Raw genomic sequence first — 25,317 nt, 5'->3', positions numbered from 1 at the left:
ATGCTGGAAGATATCATTAAATCTTACCTGTATACGCAGTATAACGATGACGATGATATTCAGGCATTCGTTTCTGCATATAACGCCATGGCTCAGGAAATTTATTCATGGATGACTAACGCAAATCTTCCTATTTTTGTGGGTGGGCATAATGCGGGAGAACAGCTTAAATGGATTGCCAGAGGGATTTACGGTGTGAAGCCACCCGTTCTGGTAAGCGGAAAGCAGAGCATCTATGGGCCATTTAACGCAATGCTGTTTAACCAGCTTCCTTTCAATGGTAGAAAGGTTGTAAATCAGTCTGAGCAAGTTGTTGTCTCTGATGATTTATTTAAGCGAATTATGACATGGAACTTCTATAAGGGTGATGGTTATTATTTCACTATACCCTGGCTGAAGAGACGCATTATGCGATTTCTCACTGGTATTGATGGTGTGGATGTTGTTAACGACCAGAGGTGGAGTATATCAGTACTATTCTCAGGTTCAGGCGCGAGTATATCGATAATCAAGGGCTACAGAAAGTTAACTGATACGTCTATGTACAATACATTTTCATACAATACTGGAGTACTAAACCAGAAAAAAAGTATTCTCATAAAGAGTAATGAATATGAGTTTGCTTCTTTATTCAAGCAGGCCTTTGATAGCGGCCTGCTCCACATGCCATTTTACCAACCAGTTACGGTTACGATTGTTGGCTAGTCAGATACTGACGTTATCATTTATGTATTTGTCATTCCTTAATTTATCTTTTCTCAAGTGATTCCTGCGATCTGTTGCCATGTCTGTGAAGTACTTAAGGCATTGACATATAACAAGAAGCATCATGATTGTGAAGAACAAGGCAACGCTGAACTTTATATTTTCGAATGGTGGGAGCCCTTCCTGTAGCCACATGTTGAAAATTAAAATTATAAGGAAAGAAGAAAGAAAAATTGTTACTGCACTAAACGATGATAACAGTATTTTTGTAACAGCTACTGACAGATTGTTCATATCCAACTCCGTTTAATTTTTAAATTAATACTAACACCTTAAAGCCGCCATTGAGCGGTTTTTTTGTTGCCCAAATCCCGGAGGATAAATGGCACTCACTCTTTTAGCCGCCAACAACGCGCAAACTGTACTGGCGGCAGGAATCAACTCTTCAGCTACGTCTTTGACCGTTAACTCAGGAACTGGCGCATTATTTCCAATTCCTTCTCCAGGGGGGAGTTATTTCAAACTTACTATTATTGATGCTGCCACGGGCCTGTTGACAGAAATTGTCCACGTTACCGCAAGATCTGGTGATGTAATGACGATTGAGCGTGGAAAAGAGGGGACAACTCCACGCGCATGGTCTGCTAATGATATTGCAGCTAACATGATGACGGCGGGAACGCTTAGCATTTTGGCTCAGATTAACCAGTCGTTACAGATTTCTAATAATCTTTCTGAAATTTCCGCTGGAGGATCTTCAGCTGTAATTGCATCTCTTCAAAGCCTGGGGCTATCTAATTCCAGTGGATATGTTGGAAGGCTTCTTGGAGTGAAGACATTCACAACTTCAGGTACTTACACCTCAACTCCAGGAACAAAATCAATACTTGTTCAGGTTCAGGGTGGAGGAGGTGCCGGAGGCAGTGCAACTTCAGGTACAGGAACCTCAGCTACGGTAGGTTCTGGTGGTGGCGGCGGTGGATATGCTGAATCGTATTTAACGACTGTTCCATCAAGCGCGGCCGTGGTAGTTGGAGCGGGGGGCGTGTCATCATCCGGAGGAAATTCATCTTTTGATGGAACCATAATCGCTAATGGTGGTGCAGTAGGAACGAGCAACGCTGTATCTGGTGGAACTTCGTTTACTGGTCACGCAAGAAGTGGGATTGGCGGTACTGCAACAGGCGGAAATTTATATAACTCAAAAGGCGGGATTGGGTCGCCTGCAATCATAACCCAAGGAATACCGTCTGGTGGAAATGGCGGCGCATCTCAATTATCAGGAAGTGAAAGTGGCGCAGGTGCAATCGGAGGGTCTGGAATTGCCGGAACACTTGGGTCTGGTGGCTCAGGTGCTGCACAGTCAATAGGTGCAGGCGGGTTCGGTGGTGGCCCTGGCGGTGGTGGCATTGTGGTTATTTGGGAGTATGCATAATGGATCGTTACGCAATCATTAGTAATGATGTAGTGGTGAACATTGTTTCATGGGACGGAGATGGTGATATTTTCAACGGATATGATTCCGTGAAGGTAGATGGTCAAGAGGTTGGTATTGGCTGGCTATATGTAAATGGTAGATTTGAAGATCCAAATGCAGCTATCCCTCCTGATGATTCTGAACTTTACGAGAAAGAGCTCACTGAAATTAATGAAAAATATGAGAAAGATAAATCAGTATTAGCTTCAGCATATCTAAATGCAGGACTATTTGATGGGGAACAAGAGCAGCAGAAGAAGAACGATATCTATCAGAAGCTTCTTGAACTCAATGCAGGATACGATCAGCAGATAGCTGAACTTGATGAAAAATATGGTGGATGATATGACAGAAATTACACAGGCTGTGCCTCCAGAAATTTGCCCGCGCTGCGGCTCTACTGGAACAGTAACGGTTATCAGCAAAACAATAGGTGGAGTTGTCAGGTACTATTTCAAATGTTCATCATGTAACTATCAATGGCCAGCGCAATAATCACGTAAAATAAATAGCTCATCTGGTATAGGTTGCGCAGATGAGCTATTTATATAACTATCTTTATACACACCTTCTCAAGGCATAAACCTTTTTAATTACATACACAAGCAAAAATGAAACTAACAATACAATAATGGTGTTCAGCAAAGGATCAACTATTGCTCTTCCTTTGAATGTAAGTTCTGCGTTGCTTAAAACAAGGTACACAATCCAGTGAGTAAGGTAGATTCCAAAAGAACAATCACCTACAGCCATGATGACTTTTCGCATTCTGGAACCGATGAAAGAGAAATCAATGCTCATAATTGCATTAAACAAAATGAATGATGATATGAAAACTAATGGCGTTGTGTATCCGTAAAAAAACGTATCAGCTTTACCTGTACTGCTTGACACAAGAAGACTAACTGCAAGATTGACCACAGACATGAATACAAATAAAGCAATTCCATTAAAAGCTGATGTATTTCTTCTCAGAAGCGGAAATGCAATTGAATAAATAAGCAATGGTGTAATAGATAACCCGAAATTATTGAACCCAGTCAGAAATGAATAATCACCATAGAATGTATTTAAAGCGTATATTACAGACGGCATAATAATGGAGGACGTCATAATAAGAATAATTATATAATTTTTATTTGGATCTTCATCATTAACAATCTTTTTAATGGCTGGAAGTAGTAGTGTATATCCTATAAATGGAGGCAGGAACCATAGATGGAATGATGTGTTGCTGGTTGTTATCTTTTTTATGAAATCAATAAAATCATTTCCGCCATTATATATATAGTAGACAGCAGACCACACTATATACGGTATGACTAACCTCATCATTCTAGTGCTCATCTTGCTTGATGAATTCCCGTTAAATGACAAGTAAGCAGAGATAATAAAAAATATAGGGACACAAAACCTTGATATGGCATTGTAAAGGTTATTAAAAACCCACGCAGTATAGTTCTCATTCATTAATTTTAAATCATAGAAGTATGGTATTGTCATATGAATCAAAACAACGGCAATAATAGCCATAACCCGCAGAATTTCTATATTTAAAATCGTCTTCTTTTCCATACCTTGATCTCTGGGCATTTCTATAATCCACATCCGAATCAAACAGATGCGTGATAGTGTACATGCCACATGTGCAGATCATCCAGTAATGATGAGCATATAAGTGAAGAGGCAATGTGAGACCAAATCGGGACACACAAAGCTTTGCATCGGCTTGCAAGGCTTTGTGCTGCTCTTACTTAGTCGATCGCGTCCATTGTTGCAAGACATTTTGAATCAATGTGAAACAGAGTGGTGCAATCACCACTTTTTTAGTGTTACCATCACTTTACCGGGTGAGGGACTGCGGATGTCAGTTTTTCATTTGTGTACCAGATTGTGTACCAATTTAGCGATTGTTGGTTAGATGGTTACACAACTTACTGTAAACAAATACATTTTCTCTTTGTATGTGATCTTACGTGTGGGTCACCACTGCAAATAAGGATATAACATGCCTGTTATTACTCTTCCTGATGGCAGCCAACGCCATTACGACCACGCTGTAAGCCCCATGGATGTTGCGCTGGACATCGGTCCAGGTCTGGCGAAAGCCACTATTGCTGGCCGTGTTGACGGTGAGCTGGTAGATGCTTCCGATCTGATTGAGCATGATGCGAAGCTCTCCATCATCACCGCGAAGGATGAAGAAGGTCTGGAGATCATTCGTCACTCCTGTGCGCACCTGTTAGGGCACGCGATCAAACAACTCTGGCCGCACACCAAAATGGCGATCGGACCGGTTGTTGATAACGGTTTTTACTACGATATCGATCTTGACCGTACGCTAACCCAGGAAGATGTCGACGCGCTCGAGAAGCGGATGCACGAGCTCGCTGAGAAAAACTACGATGTCATTAAGAAGAAAGTCAGCTGGTACGAAGCGCGTGAAACCTTCGTGAAGCGTGGCGAGACCTATAAAGTCTCCATTCTTGATGAAAACATTGCCCATGATGACAAGCCTGGCTTGTACCATCATGAAGAATATGTCGATATGTGCCGTGGCCCGCACGTGCCGAACATGCGTTTCTGTCATCACTTCAAACTGATGAAGACCGCTGGGGCATACTGGCGTGGCGACAGCAATAACAAGATGCTGCAGCGTATTTATGGTACTGCGTGGGCCGATAAAAAAGCCCTGAGTGCCTACCTGCAACGTCTGGAAGAAGCGGCCAAACGCGACCACCGTAAAATCGGTAAGCAGCTTGACCTGTATCATATGCAGGAAGAAGCGCCGGGTATGGTGTTCTGGCACAATGATGGCTGGACAATCTTCCGTGAACTGGAAGTCTTTGTTCGCTCAAAACTGAAAGAATACCAGTATCAGGAAGTTAAAGGTCCGTTCATGATGGACCGCGTGCTGTGGGAAAAAACAGGTCACTGGGATAACTACAAAGATGCGATGTTCACGACCTCCTCTGAGAACCGTGAATACTGCATTAAGCCCATGAACTGCCCGGGCCACGTGCAGATCTTCAATCAGGGTCTGAAATCCTATCGTGATCTGCCGTTGCGTATGGCCGAGTTTGGTAGCTGCCACCGCAATGAGCCGTCAGGCGCGCTGCATGGCCTGATGCGTGTTCGTGGCTTCACTCAGGATGATGCACATATCTTCTGTACAGAAGAGCAGATCCGTGATGAAGTTAACGCTTGCATTCGTATGGTCTACGATATGTATAGCACCTTTGGCTTCGAGAAAATCGTCGTCAAACTGTCCACTCGCCCCGAAAAACGTATCGGTAGCGATGAAATGTGGGACCGTGCTGAAGCTGACCTGGCCGTTGCGCTGGAAGAAAACAACATCCCGTTTGAGTACCAACTGGGTGAGGGCGCATTCTACGGTCCGAAAATTGAATTTACCCTGTATGACTGCCTCGATCGTGCATGGCAGTGCGGTACTGTACAGCTGGACTTCTCTCTGCCGTCCCGTTTAAGCGCCTCTTATGTTGGCGAAAACAACGAGCGTCAGGTGCCGGTTATGATTCACCGCGCAATTCTTGGGTCGATGGAACGTTTCATCGGTATCCTGACCGAAGAGTTCGCTGGCTTCTTCCCGACCTGGCTTGCGCCAGTTCAGGTTGTCGTCATGAACATCACCGATTCACAGTCTGAATACGTCAACGAATTAACGCAGAAACTACAAAATGCGGGTATTCGTGTAAAAGCAGACTTGAGAAATGAGAAGATTGGCTTTAAAATCCGCGAGCACACTTTACGTCGTGTCCCTTACATGTTGGTCTGTGGCGACAAAGAGGTAGAAGCAGGCAAAGTTGCCGTGCGCACCCGTCGTGGCAAAGACTTGGGCAGCCTGGACGTAAATGAAGTGATTGAGAAGCTGCAACAAGAGATTCGCAGCCGCAGTCTTCAACAACTGGAGGAATAAGGTATTAAAGGCGGAAAACGAGTTCAAACGGCACGTCCGAATCGTATCAATGGCGAGATTCGCGCCCTGGAAGTTCGCTTAACAGGTCTGGAAGGCGAAGCTTTGGGTATTGTGAGTCTGAGAGAAGCGATCGAAAAAGCTGAAGAAGCTGGAGTAGATTTAGTTGAAATCAGCCCTAACGCCGAACCGCCAGTTTGTCGTATTATGGACTACGGCAAGTTCCTTTATGAAAAGAGTAAGTCTTCTAAGGAACAGAAGAAAAAGCAAAAAGTTATCCAGGTTAAGGAAATTAAATTCCGTCCTGGCACCGACGATGGCGATTACCAGGTAAAACTCCGCAGCCTGGTACGCTTTCTGGAAGATGGCGATAAGGCTAAGATCACGCTGCGTTTTCGCGGTCGTGAGATGGCCCACCAACAGATCGGTATGGAAGTGCTCAACCGCGTCCGTGACGATCTGAGTGAACTGGCAGTAGTCGAATCCTTCCCTACGAAGATCGAAGGCCGCCAGATGATCATGGTGCTCGCTCCTAAGAAGAAACAGTAAGGCCTTCAAGTAGCAATGTCTGTGGAGCCTGCGGGTTCCACAGCCGTTGTTCGCCTACGTTTCGTTTATTAACAATGCGAAGTGGAAGTTATTAAAATGCCAAAAATTAAGACCGTACGCGGTGCTGCTAAGCGCTTCAAAAAAACCGGTGGTGGTGGATTTAAGCGTAAGCACGCAAACCTGCGTCATATTCTGACCAAAAAATCTACTAAGCGTAAACGTCACCTGCGTCCAAAAGGCCTCGTTTCTAAAGGCGATCTGGGTCTGGTTATCGCGTGCCTGCCGTACGCATAAGCCGTTAACGTTTAATTAATTTTTTTACTAAGAATATAGATACAGGAGAGCACATATGGCTCGCGTAAAACGTGGTGTAGTTGCCCGTGCACGTCACAAGAAAATTTTGAAACAAGCTAAAGGCTACTACGGTGCGCGTTCTCGCGTATACCGCGTTGCCTTCCAGGCTGTTATCAAAGCTGGTCAGTACGCTTATCGTGACCGTCGTCAGAAAAAGCGTCAGTTCCGTCAACTGTGGATTGCGCGTATCAACGCAGCAGCACGTCAGAACGGTATTTCTTACAGCAAATTCATCAACGGCCTGAAAAAAGCCTCTGTTGAAATCGACCGTAAGATCCTGGCTGACATCGCAGTATTCGACAAAGTAGCGTTCACCGCTCTGGTCGAAAAAGCGAAAGCAGCTCTGGCATAAGCCGGTGAAAAGAGGGAGCCTGGCTCCCTCTCTTTTATTTGTAGTGCAATCAATTGGTTGACAATTTATCCGTAAGCCTTTTCAATAAAGGTTGTCCGGTTTTTACCACACAAGGTAACGCAAGCATGAATGCTGCTATTTTCCGCTTCTTCTTTTACTTTAGCACCTGAACTCAGGAGGCTTGCGCGTGAAAGAAGAAACGGAAAACAGCGCCTAAAAGCCTCCCTGGTGGAGGCTTTTTTTATACACGTTATCCTTCAGGCTGCCTCTGCGTTGGCTGCAGTCGCTTACCCCAGTCACATATTTGTCTGAGGATTAGCGCTCTACTGCTGTCTTGACTCAGCCAGAATGATTTTGTGTATATACGAGCGACTAGTGAATATCGCAACATAACGAGGAAAACCATGTCACATCTCGCAGAGCTGGTTGCCAGTGCAACGGCCGCCATTAACCAGGCTTCAGATGTTGCCGCGTTAGACAATGTCCGCGTCGAATATTTGGGCAAGAAAGGGCACCTGACCCTTCAGATGACTACCCTGCGTGAACTGCCGGCAGAAGAGCGCCCGGCAGCAGGTGCGGTGATAAACGAAGCCAAAGAGCAGGTTCAGCAAGCGCTGAACGCGCGTAAAGCCGAATTAGAAAATGCCGCGCTGAATGCTCGTCTGGCTGAAGAAACGATCGATATCTCCTTGCCTGGGCGTCGTATCGAAAACGGCGGTTTGCATCCGGTAACGCGGACTATCGATCGCATTGAAAGTTTCTTTGGTGAGCTGGGCTTTACCGTGGCAACCGGTCCGGAAATCGAAGATGACTATCATAACTTCGATGCGCTGAATATTCCTGGCCATCACCCGGCGCGCGCTGACCACGACACTTTCTGGTTTGATGCGACGCGTCTGCTGCGTACGCAGACTTCCGGCGTGCAGATCCGCACTATGAAAGAAAAACAGCCGCCGATCCGTATTATCGCTCCGGGCCGCGTATATCGTAACGACTACGATCAGACGCACACCCCAATGTTCCATCAGATGGAAGGGCTGATTGTTGATACCAACATCAACTTCACCAACCTGAAAGGCACGCTGCATGATTTCCTGCGCAACTTCTTTGAAGAAGACCTGCAGGTTCGTTTCCGTCCTTCCTACTTCCCGTTCACCGAACCTTCTGCGGAAGTCGATGTGATGGGTAAAAATGGCAAATGGCTGGAAGTATTGGGTTGCGGAATGGTTCACCCGAACGTGCTGCGTAACGTCGGTATCGATCCGGAAATCTACTCTGGCTTTGCATTCGGTATGGGTATGGAGCGTCTGACCATGCTGCGTTACGGCGTAACCGATTTGCGTTCTTTCTTCGAAAACGATCTGCGTTTCCTCAAACAGTTTAAATAAAGGCAGGATAAAACAATGAAATTCAGTGAACTGTGGTTACGCGAATGGGTAAACCCGGCGATTGATAGCGATGCGTTGTCAAACCAAATCACGATGGCGGGTCTGGAAGTTGACGGTGTGGATCCTGTTTCTGGCGCGTTCAACGGCGTTGTAGTGGGTGAAGTGGTTGAGTGCGCTCAGCATCCTAACGCTGACAAACTGCGCGTCACCAAGGTGAATGTCGGCGGCGACCGCCTGCTGGATATCGTCTGCGGTGCGCCAAACTGCCGTCAAGGGCTGAAGGTGGCTGTAGCAACCGTTGGTGCCGTTCTGCCGGGCGATTTCAAAATCAAAGCCGCGAAACTGCGCGGTGAACCGTCTGAAGGCATGCTGTGCTCGTTCTCCGAGCTGGGTATTTCTGACGATCACAACGGTATTATCGAACTGCCTGTCGATGCACCAATTGGTACCGATATCCGTGAATACCTGAAACTTGACGATAATACTATCGAAATCAGCGTCACTCCGAACCGCGCCGACTGCTTAGGCATTATCGGTGTAGCACGTGACGTTGCTGTACTGAACAAAGCCCCTCTGGTTGAGCCGGAAATAGCGCCAGTAGCCGCAACCATTAACGACGTCCTGCCGATTCAGGTCGACGCGGTGGAAGCCTGCCCACGCTATCTGGGCCGCGTGGTGAAAGGCATTAACGTTAAAGCGCCAACCCCGCTGTGGATGAAAGAAAAACTGCGTCGTTGCGGCATCCGCTCGATCGATGCCGTGGTTGACGTGACTAACTATGTGCTGCTCGAATTGGGCCAGCCGATGCACGCATTCGACAAAGACCGCATTGAAGGCGGGATTGTTGTCCGCATGGCAAAAGAAGGTGAAACCCTGGTATTGCTGGACGGCAGCGAAGCGAAGCTGAATGCGGATACGCTGGTGATTGCGGACCATAACAAAGCGCTGGCAATGGGCGGCATCTTTGGTGGCGAGCACTCCGGTGTGAATGATGAAACGCAAAACGTCCTGCTGGAATGCGCGTTCTTCAGCCCGCTGTCTATTACCGGTCGCGCACGTCGTCACGGTCTGCACACCGATGCCTCTCACCGCTATGAGCGTGGTGTCGATCCGGCGCTGCAACATATAGCCATGGAACGTGCTACGCGCCTGCTGATCGATATCTGCGGCGGCGAAGCGGGTCCAATCATTGACGTGACGAACGAAGCCTCGCTGCCAAAACGCGCAACCATTACGCTGCGCCGTAGCAAACTGGATCGTTTGATCGGACACCATATTGCGGATGAGCAGGTGAGCGATATTCTGCGCCGTCTGGGTTGTGATGTCACGGAAGGGCAAGATGAGTGGAAAGCGGTAGCGCCGAGCTGGCGTTTCGATATGGAGATCGAAGAAGACCTGGTCGAAGAAGTCGCCCGTGTATACGGTTATGACAATATCCCGAATACGCCAATTCAGGCGGGTCTTATCATGGGTACGCATCGTGAAGCGGATTTGTCGCTGAAACGCGTAAAAACCATGCTGAATGACAAAGGCTACCAGGAAGTTATTACCTACAGCTTTGTCGACCCGAAAGTCCAGGCGCTGCTACACCCGGGTGAAGAAGCGCTGTTGCTGCCAAGCCCAATCTCGATTGATATGTCGGCAATGCGTTTATCCCTGTGGACCGGCTTGCTGTCTACGGTAGTGTACAACCAGAATCGTCAGCAAAACCGCGTGCGTATTTTCGAAACGGGTTTACGTTTCGTACCGGACACGCAGGCCAACCTCGGAATCCGTCAGGATCTGATGCTGGCGGGCGCGATCTGCGGTAACCGTCATGATGAACACTGGAATCTGGCAAAAGAGACTGTTGATTTCTATGATCTGAAAGGCGATCTGGAAGCGGTTCTCGACCTGACCGGCAAGCTGGCGGATATTCAATTCAAAGCTGAAGCGAATCCAGCACTGCATCCGGGGCAGTCTGCGGCGATTTATCTGAAAGGTGAACGCATTGGTTTCATTGGGGTTGTTCATCCTGAACTGGAACGTAAACTGGATCTGAACGGTCGCACTCTGGTGTTTGAACTGGAGTGGAACAAGCTCGCAGACCGCGTGGTGCCTCAGGCGCGTGAAGTTTCTCGCTTCCCGGCGAACCGTCGCGACATCGCGGTCGTTGTGGCAGAAAACGTTCCCGCTGCGGATATTTTATCCGAATGTAAGAAAGTTGGCGTAAATCAGGTAGTTGGCGTAAACTTGTTTGACGTGTACCGCGGTAAGGGTGTTGCGGAGGGTTATAAGAGCCTCGCTATCAGCCTGATCCTTCAGGATACCAGCCGTACACTTGAAGAAGAGGAGATTGCCGCTACCGTCGCCAAATGTGTAGAGGCATTAAAAGAGCGATTCCAGGCATCATTGAGGGATTGAACCTATGGCGCTTACAAAAGCTGAAATGTCAGAATATCTGTTTGATAAGCTTGGGCTTAGCAAGCGGGATGCCAAAGAACTGGTCGAGCTGTTTTTCGAAGAGATCCGTCGTGCTCTGGAAAATGGTGAGCAGGTAAAACTCTCTGGTTTTGGTAACTTCGATCTGCGTGATAAGAATCAACGTCCGGGCCGTAATCCGAAAACGGGCGAAGATATTCCCATTACAGCACGGCGCGTGGTGACCTTCAGACCCGGACAGAAGTTAAAAAGCCGGGTTGAAAACGCAACGCCGAAAGAAGAGTAATCTGAACTAACTAAAAAGGCCGCGAATGCGGCCTTTTTTCTTAGTGGGCCAGAAGGAAAAACAGCCCGGTCAGTGCTGCGCTCAGCAGGTTAGACAACGTGCCCGCCAGGATCACTTTAAGCCCCATTTTAGCAATGAAACTTTTTTTCCCCGGCACAATCCCCCCCAGTACGCCAATCAATGCGGCAGGAGAGGACAAATTGGCAAACCCAGCCAGCGCCATGATCGTTATTATCTGCGAATATTCCGACAGTTGGTCTTTCATTGGAATAAAGCTGGTATACGCGACGAACTCATTCAACACCAATTTTTGACCTAACAGGCTGCCAATTTGCAAGACTTCGTTAGCGGGAATGCCCAACAGCCAGGCAACCGGAGCAAAGAGGTAACTAAAGATAAATTGTAGCGTGACGTTACCATAGCCGAAAAAGCTACAAAACCAGCCCAACAAGCCGTTCACCATAGCAATTAATGCAATCAGTGCCAGAAGCATTGCCCCCACGTTAGCGGCGAGCTTCAGCCCGATAGTCGCGCCATTTGTAGCCGCTTCAACGATGTTGATAGGCTTTTCATCTTGACCAAGCATATCGCCTGTCACGTCGGCAGTGTTTTCGGGTTCCGTTTCTGGAAACAGCATTTTCGCCATTAACAGACCGCCTGGTGCTGACATAAAAGAGGCGGCTACCAGATAGCGAATTTCGATCCCCATACTGGCATAGCCAACCAGCACTGAGCCTGCGATAGAGGCCACACCACCTGTCATGAGTGCAAACAGTTCTGAGCGCGTCATGCGTGGCGCATAAGGCTTCATCAGGACGAAGACGTCAGTATTGCCCGCAAAAATATTGGCCGTTGCAGCCATGGATTCTGCCGGGCTGGTGCGTAGCAGTTTATGGATACCCGTACCGATGAGACGGATAATCCACTGCATGATGCCCAGGTAGTACAGCACGGAGAACAATGCTGACATAAAAATGATAATCGGCAGAACATGCACGGCAAATACAAACCCCATTTTGAACTGTCCGAGATTACCGAAGAGAAAGTTAATCCCTTCCGACGAATAGTTCAGCATGCCTGACAGACTGTTTGATATGGCGAGTAAGATTTTTTCCCCTAAGGGGACATACAGGATAAATGCAGCAAAAAGAGCCTGGATTGCAAAGGCACCGCCAACGGTGCGAAACCGGATAGCTTTGCGATTTTCTGAACATAGCCAGGCAACGAGTAACAGGACAACAATGCCAAGTATGACGATGAGTATCTGCATGGTTTATCCCTCATCGGCATCAATGATGCTACGGAAAAGATCTTTAAAGAGAGCATCCCGCTCAATAAATTTTGCGACCTGAATGACGTGACGGCGGTTATCAAAACTCCAGCTCAGATTGTCATTGATCAAAGGGGATGTACGGTATTCACAGGTGAACCAGTCAGGATTCAGGACATAGCCAACCGTAGTGATATCCCAAATGACTTTGCGGGATGCAAAACCAATCCAGGGGCATCGCGGGGCAATTTCAGCAAAGTAGCTACCAATGCGGCTGGTCTCTGCAAAATAGTGCTGCATCTCTGGGACCGATGAGGCCATAGTGTTAGCCACGCCAAAGCAGGGGATTTGGGTGAGCGCTACGCCGCTATCAAAAAGTACCCGACTCGCCGCAATGTCCTGCATCAGGTTGAATTCATGATTATCTTTCCAGGCATAACTGTTACCCCCAAGCCAGATGACATGAATCTTTGTGACGATGTCCGGCGCGAGGAGCAGTGCGTTAGCGATATTGGTCGGCGCGGCGATTGCGAGTACATGTAATGTTTGCTCAGCCGTTCTTGCCCGGTTAATCAAATCCTGTACTGCTGCTGACATCTCCGGCTGGTTGCTATCTTTCAGATAGCGTGTTGAACCCTGGAATATTTGCGGTATGTTTTCGCGGCGGGGGAGTTTGTTAAATACGCGATAGATCTCATCGACGCTCAGTTGCATGCCTACTGCGGGATCGTCAACATATGTGTGCGAGCCCTCTTTACCAAAATAGTGGTTGGTAAACGGAGCGGCGTATACAGCTTGCAGATCGAGCCGCTCCGGGTGTAAGAATGCCCAGGCAATGGCCATCTGATCGTCAATTTCATTGTAGGTATCGCTGTCAATAACGATAGGCACTTTGCCATACTTAGGTGGCGTAATTAAGGCAATACGCTGCGCTGAAGTTAATTCAGGCCAGTGGATACTTAACATCGTTAATGTTCCTTAAGTTAGAAGTCGTAGGCCAGTCGATAAATGAGAATATCGCCATATCCATCCGCACCAAGTTTGTTATAGAAGTATCGATACATTAATGTGGTGGATATATGAGGCATGATTTTCCAGGTAATATTCAGGCCGCCGTTTAAACCATTGCTACCATGATTGTTAGCGGTATAGTCATCATTACGGTCAAGTTCTATTTCATTCCAATTGGACAGTAAGAAGTCCTGGTTGAGAAGATTGAAAGCATAGCCAGCGTTCCATCCGATTGAGAAACCATTGAGTCCATTAATATCATAAGCTGGGCCAAAATTACTGTGCGCGGTAATGTACTGACGAGCAATCCAGGGTTTAAACCACCATCCATCGCCTTTCAGGTCGGTATAGCCAAGCCCAATAAATTGATTCGTCTCTTTAAAATTGGGGCTTTGCGAATTATAGACTTTTGTAAATAAGCTGGCACCTGTTTTCCAGAGGTAGGTATGGATTTCACCATTCGCAGTCTGCCCCTGATTTCCCTCGTCATCTAGAATATTTTCAAAATCATAAAAACCGTACATTTCACCCCAATCAAAACCAATACCTCCCTCAATACCAATTAAGGCTTGTTCATATTCGAGGTCTTTAACACCGGCATCCCAGGATTGATAGTCAAAATGTATATTCCCCCAACCGTATTGTTGTTCAGCTAATGAGGAAAAAGCTACGCACGATAATAAAGCCCCGAAGGCGATTTTTTTCATTTTATATCCCTATTTTGGTGGTGGATTAATATCAGTATTTAGTACAAGCTAATCGTTTTAATACGAGTTCATGGGATGGCATATTGGCTGCGCCTTCACGCTCTACGGCCAGTGCTGCAAATACACAGGCGTAATGAATTGCGTTGGCAATATTTTCTCCACAGGCAAGTCGTGCAGCGAGTGCACCATTAAATGCATCACCGGCGCCGGATGTATCAATATTAACGGCGGGATATGCCGGGAACTGTTGGTGTGTAGATCCATCAAATAACCAGCACCCATCTTTGCCTAACGTAATTAGAATATATTGTGGTCCCATTTGGTGCATGATTTCGGCGGCCTGACGAATATCGTCTGGCGTACGAATAGCCTTGCCAATAATCGCCTCTGCTTCTGTGAGGTTTGGGGTCAGGATGTGTGTCCAGCGGAGAAGGTCTGTCACCTCCTTGCGCCATGGCGCTGGATTCAGGATTGTCATCACCCCTGCGGCATGTGCGAACTTAATAGCTTGAGCTGTAGCGTCAGGATTGTTTTCCATCTGCGTCAAAAAAACATTGGCGGTGCCTATCTCGTCATAACAGGATATAATTTCTTCACTCGTTATTTCCTGATTAGCCCCTGGATTAATAACGATTACATTATCGCCAGCCTCTTCGGATATCATCACTACGGCACTGCCGGTTGGTGCATCACTTTTGGTAAAGATGGTTAGCTTTTCTAATCCTACGCCATTTAAAAAATGCTGGGCTTTGGTTGAAAACTCATCTTCACCTAATTTGACTGTAAAATAAGTGCGAGCATTGGCTTGTGCGGATGCTATCGCCTGGTTACTGCCTTTCCCTCCGGGTAAACAACAGGAAAAAAGCGCGCGCGTAGTTTCCCCTGAAATAGGAAAACGGTGAAGCCGATATACTAAGTCAGTATTAAATGAACCCAGAATGTAAACTTTCCCATTGTTTTCGTTCATTGATATTTCTCGTTCGATCTTTGATTGGTTAATGATGATGTTTTGGTGCAAATAAAGAGAGTTATTCTCATATAATGGGAATGCATTGTCGTGATTATATACAGCACCTCCATAGCATGAGCGGACATGTCCTGTTTTTACGAGGTCATTGATGTCGCGGCGGAGTGTTCTTTCCGTAACATCAAGTACCTTAACAAGAGATGATATTTTTACACTTCCTTGTTTTTTGAGTAGTGTTAAAATATAGCGAAGACGCTGTTTTTTGTAACGACAGGGCATCTAATCCTCACTTTTCATGAATGTGATGAGAGGTCCATGTAATAAGTTTATTTTGTCTATACGTTAATTTCTTTGGTGAATGAATTTATTTGTTGAATAAATAATTAAAGATCTGATTACCACTAAGTACACCGATGATACCAAATACACCAGGCCAGGCAGCAGGGGCTGGAATGGGGAGTTTTATTAATGTAAATATGAAACCAATAATTGCACCGGCAATAAGCGAAAGAATTATATCCATAAGATAATTCCTGAGGGTGTTATGATGATATGAAGACTACACAATATATTTACGTATTGATGAGAAGACAATCACACAAAACTTCTGCAACCGGACATCTTGTCCGGTTGTGGTTATTTATTTAATCTCAGGAACGATATTAATAATGACAGCTACTACCTGGTATTGCTGCCAGCATTGCATTATGCAAAAGACTAAGGTTCATGCTGTTTTGGGCCATTGCCTCATTTGCGGTAGAGCTTCCTTCCATGTTTTTTGCTTTCATCGTAAAATTAATGAGATAACCCATAAAAAAAGTATAAACATGCAACCTTTTGCACAATTACAACGTCGGCGAGACCGATACTGGTTAGGCACTTTATCGCTGTTGCTATTGGTCATGCTCGTGATTAGCTTATGCGCAGGAGAACAGTGGATCGCCCCCGGCGACTGGTTCAGCGCCCGCGGCGATCTGTTCGTCTGGCAAATCCGATTTCCCCGTACCCTCGCCGTTTTGCTGGTAGGCGCTGCGTTGGCCTTATCTGGCGCAGTGATGCAAGCTCTCTTTGAAAACCCGCTCGCAGAGCCTGGATTACTGGGCGTGTCGAATGGCGCGGGAGTCGGGCTCATCGCGGCGGTGCTGCTGGGGCAGGGGCAGCTCCCTGGCTGGGCGTTGGGTTTATGCGCCATCGCAGGGGCGCTGATTATCACGCTTATTCTGCTCCGTTTTGCCCGCCGTCATTTGTCTACCAGCCGTCTGCTGTTGGCGGGGGTGGCGCTGGGCATTATCTGTAGCGCGCTGATGACATGGGCCATCTACTTCTCCACTTCTTTTGATTTGCGACAGCTAATGTACTGGATGATGGGGGGCTTTGGCGGCGTTGACTGGCATCAGGCCTGGCTCATGGTGGCGTTGATTCCGGTGCTGGTGTGGATCTGCTGTCAGTCGCAGCCGATGAATATGCTGGCGCTGGGGGAGACTTCTGCACGTCAGTTGGGATTGCCATTATGGTTCTGGCGCAACCTGCTGGTGGTCGCCACGGGCTGGATGGTTGGCGTAAGCGTGGCTCTGGCAGGAGCGATTGGCTTTATTGGGCTTGTGATCCCACATATTCTGCGGCTGTGCGGCTTAACCGATCATCGCGTGTTACTGCCGGGCTGCGCATTGGCTGGCGCTATCGTATTACTGTTGGCTGATGTTGTCGCGCGTCTGGTGCTGGCCTCGGCTGAGCTGCCAATTGGCGTGGTGACGGCCACCATGGGCGCACCGGTATTTATCTGGCTATTGTTAAAAGCCGCGCGCTAGAACGCGTTGATTCGGTCTATGATTAAAAACTGAAAATCCACCTGTTGTTCTGGAGATACTATGCAAAACACTATCCTCGATACAGACGTGACGACCATCGACGGCGAGGTGACCTCACTGCAGCCGTATGCCGGAAATGTGCTGTTAATCGTCAACGTTGCTTCAAAATGTGGTCTAACGCCGCAATATGAGCAACTGGAGAATCTGCAGAAAGCCTGGCATCAGCAGGGCTTTACCGTTCTTGGGTTCCCCTGCAACCAGTTTCTGGGCCAGGAGCCGGGCAGTGAAGAGGAAATAAAAACGTACTGCAGTACCACCTGGGGCGTTACCTTCCCGATGTTCAGCAAAATTGAGGTCAACGGCGAGGGACGCCATCCGCTGTATCAGAAACTGATTGATGCCGCGCCAACCGCCGTTGCGCCTGCGGATAGTGGATTCTATGAGCGTATGGCGAGTAAAGGTCGGGCGCCGCTCTACCCGGACGATATTCTGTGGAATTTCGAGAAGTTTTTAGTGGGTCGGGATGGTCAGGTACTGCAACGATTTTCACCCGATATGACGCCTGAGGATCCTGTTCTGGTGCAATCCATCAAGACGGCGCTGGCAAACTAATGTCTCGATTGATGCAGCTACAGGACGTAGCAGAATCGACCCGACTTGGCCCGCTTTCTGGTGAGATAAAAGCAGGGGAGATCCTGCATTTAGTGGGGCCTAACGGCGCAGGAAAGAGCACGCTGTTGGCGCGAATGGCGGGGCTGACGACTGGCAAGGGCAGCATCACCTTTGGTGATGTGTCATTGGATGAATGGCCGGCAGCAAAGCTGGCGCAATATCGTGCTTATCTTGCGCAACAGCAAAACCCGCCGTTTGCGATGCCGGTCTGGCATTTTCTGACGCTGCATCAACCCGATAAAGCACGCACCGATCTGTTACAGGAAGTCGCCGATGCGCTTGGGCTTGGGGATAAGCTGGGACGCAGCGTGAATCAGCTCTCCGGCGGTGAGTGGCAGCGCGTGCGCCTGGCTGCGGTTATCCTGCAGATTTGCCCACAAGCGAATCCATTCGGCCAGCTTTTGCTGCTGGATGAGCCGATGAACAGCCTGGACGTGGCGCAACAAAATGCACTGGACCGGATGCTGGGTCAACTGTGTTTACAGGGCATCGCGATTGTAATGAGCAGCCATGACCTTAATCACACCTTACGTCATGCGCACAAGGCCTGGCTCCTCAAACGCGGGAAGCTGCTTGCCAGTGGTGCTCGTGATACGGTACTAACGCCGGCCAATCTGTCTGCGGCTTATGGCGTGAACTTCCGTCGTTTGGATATTGAAGGCCACAGAATGCTCATATCAACCACTTAAGTTAAATGGGTTCTTGAAAATCATATAATTTCCACGCTAAATTGACATAAAAATATAATTCAGAGGATTCGTCCTGAATGCGCTTTTGGCTTCTTTTCATCACAGCATTGTTTTTGGCGGGCTGCAGCAGCCATCGTGCTCCTGCGCCAAATGCCCGCTTGTCGGATTCTATCGCCGTTATCGCCGGGCTTAATGACCAGCTACAAACCTGGCATGGCACACCCTATCGTTATGGCGGCATGAGCCGTAGCGGAGTGGATTGTTCTGGATTTGTATTGATGACAATGCGCGATAAATTCGATCTGCAACTCCCGCGTGATACCCGCACGCAATCAAAGATTGGTACCGAAATTGATAAAGATGATTTGCTGCCCGGCGATCTGGTGTTCTTTAAAACCGGGTCTGGGGAAAGCGGTCTGCATGTCGGAATTTACGATACCAATAATCAATTTATTCATGCCTCAACCAGCCGTGGTGTGATGCGCTCGTCACTGGACAACGTTTACTGGCGCAAAAACTTTTGGCAGGCGCGACGTATTTAATCCTCATCAGTCACGAGGCTGCCTACGGCTGAGCAGCCTCGACATTTCCATTTGTTAGTAACTTCTTATTTCTGCCGCCAGCCGGACAATACCCCTGAACATTAAGAGCGTATCTTGCTAAAAATATGATTTATTCCGAGATATTAAAAAGTGCAAAGCTGGATATTCGCTTATAATCAGGATAAGCTAAAAAAAAGGGATTCGATTTACTGGCTATAAAGGGAAAAATGAAAGGGCCTCTACTTGCATCAGCAATAACGTATTTCTCCATCCTTTGCTACAGGATGCCGGATAACACCTATGCAGAGGGGCTGGCACGATGATTGTTTCAATGGATACTCTTTACCATTCAGAGTTCTCTTTTCTCCCTGCGAGAAACGAAAAAGGCGATCTTGAATACGTAGATATCATTACCAGTTTTGCCAGTGCGCAGAGGGATGTGCGTATACCCACCGAGCTGGTCCTACCTCGGATGTCGGACGAAGAGCAATGTCGCTTATTTACCGAAAAGCTTGAATTAATCGAAACGTGCCAACATTTTTTTATTCAACGAAAGGTTTCTGCCTGGATTAATTTAACGCCGGCAATTGCTAATACTTTATTATCAGATGCTAAATTTGCTTCACAAGTTGAACGATTGTCATTTCTGGAACTGGCTATTAATGAAAACTATCCAGAGTTAAATAATGGAAAAGCGAATCCAACGCTGGCAGCACTGGCGGCGCGATTTCCATTAGTACTGACAAACTATGGTGCTGGTGGCATATCAAATCGGGCAATTTTTGATGGGCTGTTCAAACGCGTCGTGCTCGATAAAAACTTTGTTCAACAAAGGATTACACATATTTCGTTTGAGCCCTTTATGCGGGCTATCCTGGCACAGCTATTTCCCAGCAGTGAGTCAATTATCATTAGCGGTATTGATACACCCGAGATGTTAGCGCGCGTACTGCCTCTGGGATTCAGCGCCATGCAGGGCGCGCTGTGGCCTGCTGTGCCCCCCGCGCAGATAATTTCGCTCGCGAAGATATAACCCTTATATTTGCTGGTGTTTAACAGGCTTTTAACAGTCTACACTAGAGACAGGAGGCCCTATGACCCTGTCTTTTACCACCCGCTGGCGTGATGAATTACCAGCAACCTATACAGCACTTTCACCCACTCCCCTGAAAAACGCGCGCCTGATCTGGCATAACGATGCGCTGGCGGAGCAATTAGCTATTCCAGAGACGCTATTTGATATTCCGACCGGAGCCGGTGTTTGGGGCGGTGAATCGTTGCTTCCCGGGATGTCGCCTTTAGCGCAAGTTTATAGCGGACATCAATTTGGCGTCTGGGCGGGCCAGCTTGGCGATGGACGCGGGATCCTGTTGGGAGAACAACAGCTCGCTGACGGCTCAACGTGTGACTGGCACCTGAAAGGCGCCGGACTTACGCCTTATTCCCGTATGGGGGATGGTCGCGCCGTACTGCGCTCGACAATTCGCGAAAGCCTGGCCAGCGAAGCGATGCATTACCTGGGAATACCGACCACGCGGGCATTGTCGATTGTTACCAGCGACACGCCGGTGTATCGCGAAACGGTAGAATCAGGGGCGATGCTCATTCGCGTGGCGCAAAGCCATATGCGCTTTGGCCATTTTGAGCATTTTTACTATCGCCGTGAGCCGGAAAAAGTGCGCCAGTTGGCTAACTTTGCGATTCGCTATTATTGGCCGCAATGGCAGGAAGAAGCCGATAAGTATCAGCTGTGGTTTAACGATGTTGTCACGCGTACTGCGACGTTAATCGCGGACTGGCAGGCGGTAGGATTTGCGCATGGTGTCATGAACACCGACAACATGTCGATTCTGGGACTGACGATGGATTACGGCCCATTCGGTTTCCTTGATGACTACGTGCCCGATTTTATCTGCAACCACTCAGACAACCAGGGGCGATACAGTTTCGATAATCAACCGGCCGCGGCGCTTTGGAACCTGCAACGTCTGGCGCAAACTCTGTCGCCATTTATCCCGGTCGAGGCGCTTAATGATGCGCTGGACAGTTATCAACTGGCGCTGTTAACACGCTACGGTCAGCGGATGCGACAAAAGCTTGGCTTCTTTAGCGAGCAAAAAAACGATAACGAACTGCTTAGTGAACTGTTTAACCTGATGGCGCGGGAAAGAAGCGACTATACCCGAACGTTTCGCATGCTCAGTCAGACGGAACAACACAGCGCGCAATCCCCGCTGCGCGATGAGTTTATCGACCGCGCAGCATTTGATGACTGGTTCACACGGTATCGCTCACGCCTGCAGCAAGACAACATTGCCGACGCAGTCAGACAAACGCAGATGAAGGCGGCTAATCCGACGATGGTATTACGTAACTGGTTGGCGCAACGGGCGATTAATCAGGCAGAGCAGGGGGATTACGCCGAGCTGCATCGGTTACACGAAGCGTTGCGTACCCCATTTGTCGATCGTGATGATGACTATGTCAGCCGTCCACCTGACTGGGGTAAACGGCTGGAAGTGAGCTGTTCAAGCTAAGGGGCCAGAAACACCTGCGGGGATCCGTTGGCCGGATGCTGGCCAACGTGTACCTGCGCGCCATACCAGCGCTTCAGGTCATCGGCCTGTAACACGGCCTCAGGCGTTCCCTGCGACACCAGTCTGCCGTTGTGCAGCAACACTATTCTGTCTGCCCACAGTGCGGCGAGATTCAGATCGTGAAGCACAATGCACACATGCAGCTCTTGTGAAGCGGTAAGCGTCTTCAGCAAGCGCAACAGATGCTGCTGGTGGTAAAGATCCAGCGCAGAGGTCGGCTCATCAAGGAATAACCAGCCGCGAGGCGCGCCGTCGCACCAAAGTTGCGCCAGTGCACGGGCTAACTGTACTCGCTGTTGTTCGCCGCCGGAAAGCGCGGCGTATTGCCGGCCCGCCAGCGGTGTACATCCGGTCATTTCCATCACCTGAGCGATAAGTCGAGGTTCCGACCGCTGGGTCCAGGGCGCACGCCCCATCGCGATGACGGCCTCTACCGGCCAGTCAAATCCCAGTTGCGTTTGCTGGCGCATCACCGCCCGATGCCGCGACAGTGTTTGGCTATGCCATTCATCCAGCGGTTTACCCGCCAGCACGCAGCGCCCTGTATCCGGTTTCAGAAAACCGGTCAGCAGGCGCAACAGGGTGGATTTCCCCGCACCGTTTGGGCCGATGAGCGCCACCAGTTCACCTTTTTCGAGAGCAAGAGTGACGTCGTCAATCACCGCTCTGCCCGCGACGCGATAGTGAAGCCCTTCAGCGATGAAATGTTCAGCCATGCGGTCCTCGCTGACGAAAAATAAGACATAAAAACCACGGTGCGCCGAGAAGACTGGTTAGCAAACCGACCGGCATTTCCGCAGGCGCAACCGCCGTACGGGCCAGCGTGTCGGCTATCAGCAATAAAAATGCGCCCGCCAGCACGGAACCTGGGATAACGGCCCGATGGTCTGAGCCGAGCCACATGCGCATCAGATGCGGGATAACCAGCCCGATAAAGCCAATTACGCCGCTTACCGCCACGGCTGCGGCAACCAGCAATGCGCTACAAAGTAGCAAAACACGCTGAACGGTACGCACATCTACGCCGAGGTAATGCGCCTCTTCCTCACCTAACTGCAGCAGGTTCAGCGCCGGTGCCAGACGCCAGATGATCAGCACCGTCGGGACAGTCAATGAAGTGACAGCCAGCAGCGTGGACCATTGCGCGGCCCCCAGACTGCCCATCCCCCATAGCGACAGCTGGCGCAGTTGCGCGTCATTACTGACCCACGACAGAACGCCAACCGCCGCCCCGCACAGCGCGTTGATGGCAATACCGACCAACAGCAGACGTGAGAGTGAAGCGTCGTGCTGTTGGCTAAGGATAAAAATAACCACCGTAGCTGCCAGCGCACCGAGAAAAGCGGCCAGCATGGGGGCGTACAGCATTAGCAGCGCGGGCAAAGAGACCGGCAGCACTACCCACAGGGCGACGGCGCAGGCGGCTCCGCTGCTTATCCCCAGTAATCCCGGATCGGCAAGCGGGTTGCGAAACAGGCCCTGCATCACGCAGCCCGCGAGCGCCAGAGAACCGCCAATCACCAGCGCCAGCAGGACGCGGGGCAAGCGAATGGTGAGCCAGATTTGACGCAGTGCCTCATCGCCATCACGCCACAGCAGACTTACCGGCAGGCGCAACGCGCCAAAACCGGTAGCCATAATAGTCATCACGACCAACATGAGTGCGAGTGTCCATAAAGAACAACGGATACGTCGCGACATCAGGGCAATTGCTCAGCTTTAGCGCGAAGCTGCAAAATGGCCTGCGGGGTGCGTACGCTAAAGCCGAGTAGCGCCATATCGTCAACCTGCAATACCTGTTTATTCCGTCCGGCAGGCGTCTGCGCCAGGCCCGGCAGCGCCCACAGGTTATCTTCGCCCCCCATCGCCTTAACGCCGTCCTGTGAAATCACCACCAGATCGGGCTGGCTGGCAATGACGCCTTCCTGCGACAGCGGCTGATAGCGGTTAACACCCTGCATTGCGTTGCGCAAACCGGCGGCACGAATAGCCGCATCGGCTGCGGTTTGCTGGCCCGCTGCCATCGCGGTCATCCCGCCATGATTGAGAATAAACAGCACGCGTTTGTTGAGTTCAGATGACGGCAGCGCCGCCAGTTCCTGACGGAAGCGGGTGCGCAGCGTTTCGCCATCGGCCTCCCTATGGGTGGCTTCGGCGATGACGCGAATTTTTTCATCAATCACATTAAGCGCGTTGCTTGCCGGGATCGTCACAACCCTGACGTTGCTCTGTTCGAGCTGTTTTAGCGCCAGAGAGGGCTGCGCCTGCGCGCTGGCAAGGACCAGCGTAGGGCGGGTGGCAAGGATCCCTTCAGCGTTGAGTTGGCGCAAATAACCGACATCAGGTAGGGCGTTTGCTGCTTCAGGCCACTGGCTGGTGCTGTCTCGCGCCACAAGGGAAGACTGTGCTCCCAGTGCGTATACAATCTCGGTGACATCGCCACCGAGAGCAACAACCCGTTCCCTGGACGCAGCCATCGCGACGATGGGCAGTAGCGCAATCAGGACCAGCAGTTTTTTCATGCGGCCAGCCCTTTCGGCGTCAGTGCGTCAATTTGCGCGCGCCATTGCGTCTGCTCCGGTTCACCTTCCGTTCGTTGACCATACAACTGGGCGATTTGCGTGCCGTCGGCAGCAAACAGTTCCAGACTGGTGACGTGGCCATCGGCGGTCGGTTTGCGCGTTACCCATGTTTCTGCCACGCTCTCTTCCAGCAGGTGTAAGGTAAATGTCGGGTTGAATATATTCAGCCAGCCTTTCATCGGCACCAGTTTTTCTATCACACCGGTAAAAATCTGTACGCAGCCACGATTACCCACAAAGACCATAATTTCATTGCCATCCTGGCGCGCGGTGTCGAGTAACTGCGCCAGAGCGCTATTTGCGACTTTACAGGCCAGATCGTCGCCCACCAGGTTAAACGCCTGTTGGCGGGTGAGATCGTGGCGTTTCAGCAGACCGAAGAACTGGTGTACATCGGTCATGGCTCGCCACTCTTGATCAACGGTCTGCGCATCGACCGTGACGGTGGCTGGAGCAGAAGGGGGGGCGGGTTGCAGCGCCAGAGGCGGGTTTTCAGCGAAGATGAAACGGGTCAGCAACGCAGCCCATTCCTCAATGAGGGTATTCTGTGTGGCATAGACCTTCAGCAGCGCATCCCCCTGATGGTCAAAGAACTGAATGCTCTGACGTTCGCCGTGGGCGGTTGTTTCGCTGATATGGAACACGCTTGCCCACTGATTGAGGAACAGGCGCAGGTCGAGGGCGCGCGGATTGAGTACCAGTCCGGCATGACCGTTCAGGTGCTGATTGGTAAACGCACCAACCTGCTCATGCACCGCATATTCGTTGCGGCATATACATTTGGTTTCGCCGACGGCTTCCAGTGCGCCGAGGATTTCACGCACTTCGCCCCGTAAGCGCCAGGCGTCATGACCTACGCGCGCGAAGGTCAGTTCGGCTTCGCTAATATTCATCAATCCCGCAATATCACGTGCGTATTTGCCAGGATTTTCTTTCTTCAGTTCCAGCCAGCGTGTGTAATGATTCATTGTCTCTTCCTTCCAGATTGCTGCCCCGGCGAACCGGG

General features: G+C 49.5%; 28 protein-coding genes and 1 other annotated feature. Of the genes, 18 read left to right on the top strand and 10 right to left on the bottom strand.

Annotated elements, in window-relative coordinates:
* The 4 genes from OGW44_RS03755 to OGW44_RS25625 all read left to right on the top strand — a co-directional run bounded on the left by OGW44_RS03755 (position 1) and on the right by OGW44_RS25625 (position 2,677).
* Complete coding sequence (locus OGW44_RS03755) at positions 1-705, top strand: hypothetical protein (protein WP_185654561.1); 705 nt, start codon at positions 1-3, stop codon at positions 703-705.
* Between the two features lie 382 nt (positions 706-1,087).
* The gene (locus tag OGW44_RS03750) at positions 1,088-2,140 is read left to right on the top strand and encodes a hypothetical protein (protein ID WP_185654562.1); all 1,053 of its coding nucleotides are present in this window, start codon (positions 1,088-1,090) and stop codon (positions 2,138-2,140) included.
* Positions 2,140-2,526, top strand: coding sequence for a hypothetical protein (locus tag OGW44_RS03745; protein WP_185654563.1), 387 nt, complete (start codon positions 2,140-2,142; stop codon positions 2,524-2,526). Before OGW44_RS03750 ends, OGW44_RS03745 begins: the two co-directional genes overlap by 1 nt.
* Positions 2,507-2,677 carry a transposase gene (locus OGW44_RS25625; protein ID WP_353622528.1) on the top strand — a complete coding sequence of 57 codons (171 nt, stop codon included), beginning with the start codon at positions 2,507-2,509 and terminating at the stop codon, positions 2,675-2,677. Before OGW44_RS03745 ends, OGW44_RS25625 begins: the two co-directional genes overlap by 20 nt.
* Before the next feature lie 63 nt (positions 2,678-2,740).
* Here the strand turns inward: OGW44_RS25625 and OGW44_RS03740 are convergent, their stop codons facing one another.
* Entirely contained in the window at positions 2,741-3,757 is a 1,017-nt protein-coding gene (locus OGW44_RS03740; protein ID WP_185654565.1) for an acyltransferase, read from the bottom strand.
* A 433-nt stretch (positions 3,758-4,190) separates the two neighbouring features.
* Between OGW44_RS03740 and thrS the strand changes: the two genes are divergently transcribed.
* The 8 genes from thrS (at position 4,191) to ihfA (ending at position 11,466) form a co-directional block, all read left to right on the top strand.
* Positions 4,191-6,119: a threonine--tRNA ligase gene (gene thrS / locus OGW44_RS03735; RefSeq protein WP_016152864.1), complete on the top strand. Its 1,929-nt coding sequence runs from the start codon at positions 4,191-4,193 to the stop codon at positions 6,117-6,119.
* A 3-nt stretch (positions 6,120-6,122) separates the two neighbouring features.
* Positions 6,123-6,665, top strand: coding sequence for a translation initiation factor IF-3 (infC, locus tag OGW44_RS03730; RefSeq protein WP_048997935.1), 543 nt, complete (start codon positions 6,123-6,125; stop codon positions 6,663-6,665).
* 96 nt (positions 6,666-6,761) lie between these two features.
* A complete protein-coding gene (rpmI, locus tag OGW44_RS03725) occupies positions 6,762-6,959 on the top strand; it encodes a 50S ribosomal protein L35 (RefSeq protein ID WP_003030583.1) in 198 nt (65 codons plus the stop codon).
* A 55-nt stretch (positions 6,960-7,014) separates the two neighbouring features.
* Positions 7,015-7,371, top strand: a complete 357-nt coding sequence (gene rplT / locus OGW44_RS03720; protein ID WP_003030578.1) for a 50S ribosomal protein L20 — start codon at positions 7,015-7,017, stop codon at positions 7,369-7,371.
* Between the two features lie 120 nt (positions 7,372-7,491).
* Positions 7,492-7,616 (top strand) — a sequence feature (Phe leader region).
* Positions 7,497-7,541, top strand: coding sequence for a pheST operon leader peptide PheM (gene pheM / locus OGW44_RS03715; protein WP_001386830.1), 45 nt, complete (start codon positions 7,497-7,499; stop codon positions 7,539-7,541). Its footprint overlaps the feature before it by 45 nt.
* A 159-nt stretch (positions 7,617-7,775) precedes the next feature.
* Positions 7,776-8,759 (top strand): phenylalanine--tRNA ligase subunit alpha, encoded by a 984-nt coding sequence (gene pheS / locus OGW44_RS03710; protein ID WP_016152865.1) that lies wholly within the window; start codon positions 7,776-7,778, stop codon positions 8,757-8,759.
* A gap of 15 nt (positions 8,760-8,774) precedes the next feature.
* Positions 8,775-11,162 carry a phenylalanine--tRNA ligase subunit beta gene (gene pheT, locus OGW44_RS03705; RefSeq protein ID WP_047417855.1) on the top strand — a complete coding sequence of 796 codons (2,388 nt, stop codon included), beginning with the start codon at positions 8,775-8,777 and terminating at the stop codon, positions 11,160-11,162.
* A 4-nt stretch (positions 11,163-11,166) separates the two neighbouring features.
* Positions 11,167-11,466 (top strand): integration host factor subunit alpha, encoded by a 300-nt coding sequence (gene ihfA / locus OGW44_RS03700; RefSeq protein ID WP_003030571.1) that lies wholly within the window; start codon positions 11,167-11,169, stop codon positions 11,464-11,466.
* A 40-nt stretch (positions 11,467-11,506) separates the two neighbouring features.
* Here ihfA and OGW44_RS03695 read toward each other — a convergent pair whose 3' ends face one another.
* The 5 genes from OGW44_RS03695 to OGW44_RS03675 all read right to left on the bottom strand — a co-directional run bounded on the left by OGW44_RS03695 (position 11,507) and on the right by OGW44_RS03675 (position 15,944).
* Entirely contained in the window at positions 11,507-12,736 is a 1,230-nt protein-coding gene (locus OGW44_RS03695; RefSeq protein WP_185654566.1) for a NupC/NupG family nucleoside CNT transporter, read from the bottom strand.
* A gap of 3 nt (positions 12,737-12,739) precedes the next feature.
* On the bottom strand, positions 12,740-13,702 hold the full coding sequence (locus OGW44_RS03690) for a nucleoside hydrolase (RefSeq protein WP_080858713.1): 963 nt from the start codon (positions 13,700-13,702) through the stop codon (positions 12,740-12,742).
* A 17-nt stretch (positions 13,703-13,719) separates the two neighbouring features.
* A complete protein-coding gene (locus tag OGW44_RS03685; protein WP_016152869.1) occupies positions 13,720-14,454 on the bottom strand; it encodes an outer membrane protein OmpK in 735 nt (244 codons plus the stop codon).
* 31 nt (positions 14,455-14,485) lie between these two features.
* The gene (locus tag OGW44_RS03680) at positions 14,486-15,700 is read right to left on the bottom strand and encodes a PfkB family carbohydrate kinase (RefSeq protein WP_149380951.1); all 1,215 of its coding nucleotides are present in this window, start codon (positions 15,698-15,700) and stop codon (positions 14,486-14,488) included.
* Between the two features lie 85 nt (positions 15,701-15,785).
* Positions 15,786-15,944 carry a DUF1427 family protein gene (locus OGW44_RS03675; RefSeq protein ID WP_016152871.1) on the bottom strand — a complete coding sequence of 53 codons (159 nt, stop codon included), beginning with the start codon at positions 15,942-15,944 and terminating at the stop codon, positions 15,786-15,788.
* A gap of 304 nt (positions 15,945-16,248) precedes the next feature.
* Here OGW44_RS03675 and btuC point away from each other — a divergent pair, with 304 nt between their 5' ends.
* The 6 genes from btuC to selO all read left to right on the top strand — a co-directional run bounded on the left by btuC (position 16,249) and on the right by selO (position 21,669).
* Entirely contained in the window at positions 16,249-17,229 is a 981-nt protein-coding gene (gene btuC / locus OGW44_RS03670) for a vitamin B12 ABC transporter permease BtuC (RefSeq protein ID WP_032931198.1), read from the top strand.
* A 60-nt stretch (positions 17,230-17,289) separates the two neighbouring features.
* Positions 17,290-17,841, top strand: coding sequence for a glutathione peroxidase (locus OGW44_RS03665; protein ID WP_016156341.1), 552 nt, complete (start codon positions 17,290-17,292; stop codon positions 17,839-17,841).
* Positions 17,841-18,590, top strand: coding sequence for a vitamin B12 ABC transporter ATP-binding protein BtuD (gene btuD, locus OGW44_RS03660; protein WP_016152874.1), 750 nt, complete (start codon positions 17,841-17,843; stop codon positions 18,588-18,590). Before OGW44_RS03665 ends, btuD begins: the two co-directional genes overlap by 1 nt.
* Before the next feature lie 77 nt (positions 18,591-18,667).
* The gene (locus OGW44_RS03655; protein ID WP_003832591.1) at positions 18,668-19,132 is read left to right on the top strand and encodes an NlpC/P60 family protein; all 465 of its coding nucleotides are present in this window, start codon (positions 18,668-18,670) and stop codon (positions 19,130-19,132) included.
* A gap of 319 nt (positions 19,133-19,451) precedes the next feature.
* Positions 19,452-20,165, top strand: a complete 714-nt coding sequence (locus tag OGW44_RS03650; RefSeq protein WP_185654567.1) for an EAL domain-containing protein — start codon at positions 19,452-19,454, stop codon at positions 20,163-20,165.
* Positions 20,166-20,226: 61 nt separating this feature from the next.
* Positions 20,227-21,669 carry a protein adenylyltransferase SelO gene (gene selO, locus OGW44_RS03645; protein WP_185654568.1) on the top strand — a complete coding sequence of 481 codons (1,443 nt, stop codon included), beginning with the start codon at positions 20,227-20,229 and terminating at the stop codon, positions 21,667-21,669.
* Here selO and OGW44_RS03640 read toward each other — a convergent pair.
* Genes OGW44_RS03640 through chuS form a run of 4 tightly spaced genes read right to left on the bottom strand, consistent with a single transcriptional unit; the run spans position 21,666 to position 25,279 of the window.
* Positions 21,666-22,445, bottom strand: coding sequence for a heme ABC transporter ATP-binding protein (locus OGW44_RS03640; protein ID WP_049268799.1), 780 nt, complete (start codon positions 22,443-22,445; stop codon positions 21,666-21,668). The two genes, selO and OGW44_RS03640, sit on opposite strands and share 4 nt — an antisense overlap.
* On the bottom strand, positions 22,438-23,430 hold the full coding sequence (locus OGW44_RS03635) for a FecCD family ABC transporter permease (protein ID WP_185654569.1): 993 nt from the start codon (positions 23,428-23,430) through the stop codon (positions 22,438-22,440). The genes OGW44_RS03640 and OGW44_RS03635 overlap by 8 nt, the downstream gene beginning before the upstream one ends.
* Positions 23,430-24,251, bottom strand: a complete 822-nt coding sequence (locus tag OGW44_RS03630; RefSeq protein WP_049268798.1) for a heme/hemin ABC transporter substrate-binding protein — start codon at positions 24,249-24,251, stop codon at positions 23,430-23,432. Before OGW44_RS03630 ends, OGW44_RS03635 begins: the two co-directional genes overlap by 1 nt.
* A complete protein-coding gene (chuS, locus tag OGW44_RS03625; protein WP_016152880.1) occupies positions 24,248-25,279 on the bottom strand; it encodes a hematinate-forming heme oxygenase ChuS in 1,032 nt (343 codons plus the stop codon). Before chuS ends, OGW44_RS03630 begins: the two co-directional genes overlap by 4 nt.
* Between the last annotated feature and the right edge of the window lie 38 nt (positions 25,280-25,317).

It is taken from the genome of Citrobacter sp. Cb023 (genome assembly GCF_030336805.1).
GTDB lineage: Bacteria > Pseudomonadota > Gammaproteobacteria > Enterobacterales > Enterobacteriaceae > Citrobacter > Citrobacter braakii.
Note: the sequence above shows the minus strand (reverse complement) of the source record. Positions and strands in the feature narration are given on the sequence as shown.

Excerpts from the sequence above, each read along its gene's own strand:
- OGW44_RS03635 (WP_185654569.1), bottom strand. The coding sequence starts at position 23,430 with ATGTCGCGACGTATCCGTTGTTCTTTATGGACACTCGCACTCATGTTG.
- OGW44_RS03740 (WP_185654565.1), bottom strand. The coding sequence starts at position 3,757 with ATGGAAAAGAAGACGATTTTAAATATAGAAATTCTGCGGGTTATGGCT.
- OGW44_RS03695 (WP_185654566.1), bottom strand. The coding sequence starts at position 12,736 with ATGCAGATACTCATCGTCATACTTGGCATTGTTGTCCTGTTACTCGTT.
- OGW44_RS03675 (WP_016152871.1), bottom strand. The coding sequence starts at position 15,944 with ATGGATATAATTCTTTCGCTTATTGCCGGTGCAATTATTGGTTTCATA.
- OGW44_RS03745 (WP_185654563.1), top strand. The coding sequence starts at position 2,140 with ATGGATCGTTACGCAATCATTAGTAATGATGTAGTGGTGAACATTGTT.
- rpmI (WP_003030583.1), top strand. The coding sequence starts at position 6,762 with ATGCCAAAAATTAAGACCGTACGCGGTGCTGCTAAGCGCTTCAAAAAA.
- OGW44_RS03640 (WP_049268799.1), bottom strand. The coding sequence starts at position 22,445 with ATGGCTGAACATTTCATCGCTGAAGGGCTTCACTATCGCGTCGCGGGC.
- OGW44_RS03755 (WP_185654561.1), top strand. The coding sequence starts at position 1 with ATGCTGGAAGATATCATTAAATCTTACCTGTATACGCAGTATAACGAT.
- selO (WP_185654568.1), top strand. The coding sequence starts at position 20,227 with ATGACCCTGTCTTTTACCACCCGCTGGCGTGATGAATTACCAGCAACC.
- OGW44_RS03665 (WP_016156341.1), top strand. The coding sequence starts at position 17,290 with ATGCAAAACACTATCCTCGATACAGACGTGACGACCATCGACGGCGAG.
- OGW44_RS25625 (WP_353622528.1), top strand. The coding sequence starts at position 2,507 with ATGAAAAATATGGTGGATGATATGACAGAAATTACACAGGCTGTGCCT.
- pheT (WP_047417855.1), top strand. The coding sequence starts at position 8,775 with ATGAAATTCAGTGAACTGTGGTTACGCGAATGGGTAAACCCGGCGATT.
- rplT (WP_003030578.1), top strand. The coding sequence starts at position 7,015 with ATGGCTCGCGTAAAACGTGGTGTAGTTGCCCGTGCACGTCACAAGAAA.
- OGW44_RS03630 (WP_049268798.1), bottom strand. The coding sequence starts at position 24,251 with ATGAAAAAACTGCTGGTCCTGATTGCGCTACTGCCCATCGTCGCGATG.
- OGW44_RS03650 (WP_185654567.1), top strand. The coding sequence starts at position 19,452 with ATGATTGTTTCAATGGATACTCTTTACCATTCAGAGTTCTCTTTTCTC.
- OGW44_RS03685 (WP_016152869.1), bottom strand. The coding sequence starts at position 14,454 with ATGAAAAAAATCGCCTTCGGGGCTTTATTATCGTGCGTAGCTTTTTCC.
- btuD (WP_016152874.1), top strand. The coding sequence starts at position 17,841 with ATGTCTCGATTGATGCAGCTACAGGACGTAGCAGAATCGACCCGACTT.
- pheS (WP_016152865.1), top strand. The coding sequence starts at position 7,776 with ATGTCACATCTCGCAGAGCTGGTTGCCAGTGCAACGGCCGCCATTAAC.
- chuS (WP_016152880.1), bottom strand. The coding sequence starts at position 25,279 with ATGAATCATTACACACGCTGGCTGGAACTGAAGAAAGAAAATCCTGGC.
- OGW44_RS03690 (WP_080858713.1), bottom strand. The coding sequence starts at position 13,702 with ATGTTAAGTATCCACTGGCCTGAATTAACTTCAGCGCAGCGTATTGCC.
- OGW44_RS03750 (WP_185654562.1), top strand. The coding sequence starts at position 1,088 with ATGGCACTCACTCTTTTAGCCGCCAACAACGCGCAAACTGTACTGGCG.
- OGW44_RS03655 (WP_003832591.1), top strand. The coding sequence starts at position 18,668 with ATGCGCTTTTGGCTTCTTTTCATCACAGCATTGTTTTTGGCGGGCTGC.
- thrS (WP_016152864.1), top strand. The coding sequence starts at position 4,191 with ATGCCTGTTATTACTCTTCCTGATGGCAGCCAACGCCATTACGACCAC.
- ihfA (WP_003030571.1), top strand. The coding sequence starts at position 11,167 with ATGGCGCTTACAAAAGCTGAAATGTCAGAATATCTGTTTGATAAGCTT.
- btuC (WP_032931198.1), top strand. The coding sequence starts at position 16,249 with ATGCAACCTTTTGCACAATTACAACGTCGGCGAGACCGATACTGGTTA.
- OGW44_RS03680 (WP_149380951.1), bottom strand. The coding sequence starts at position 15,700 with ATGCCCTGTCGTTACAAAAAACAGCGTCTTCGCTATATTTTAACACTA.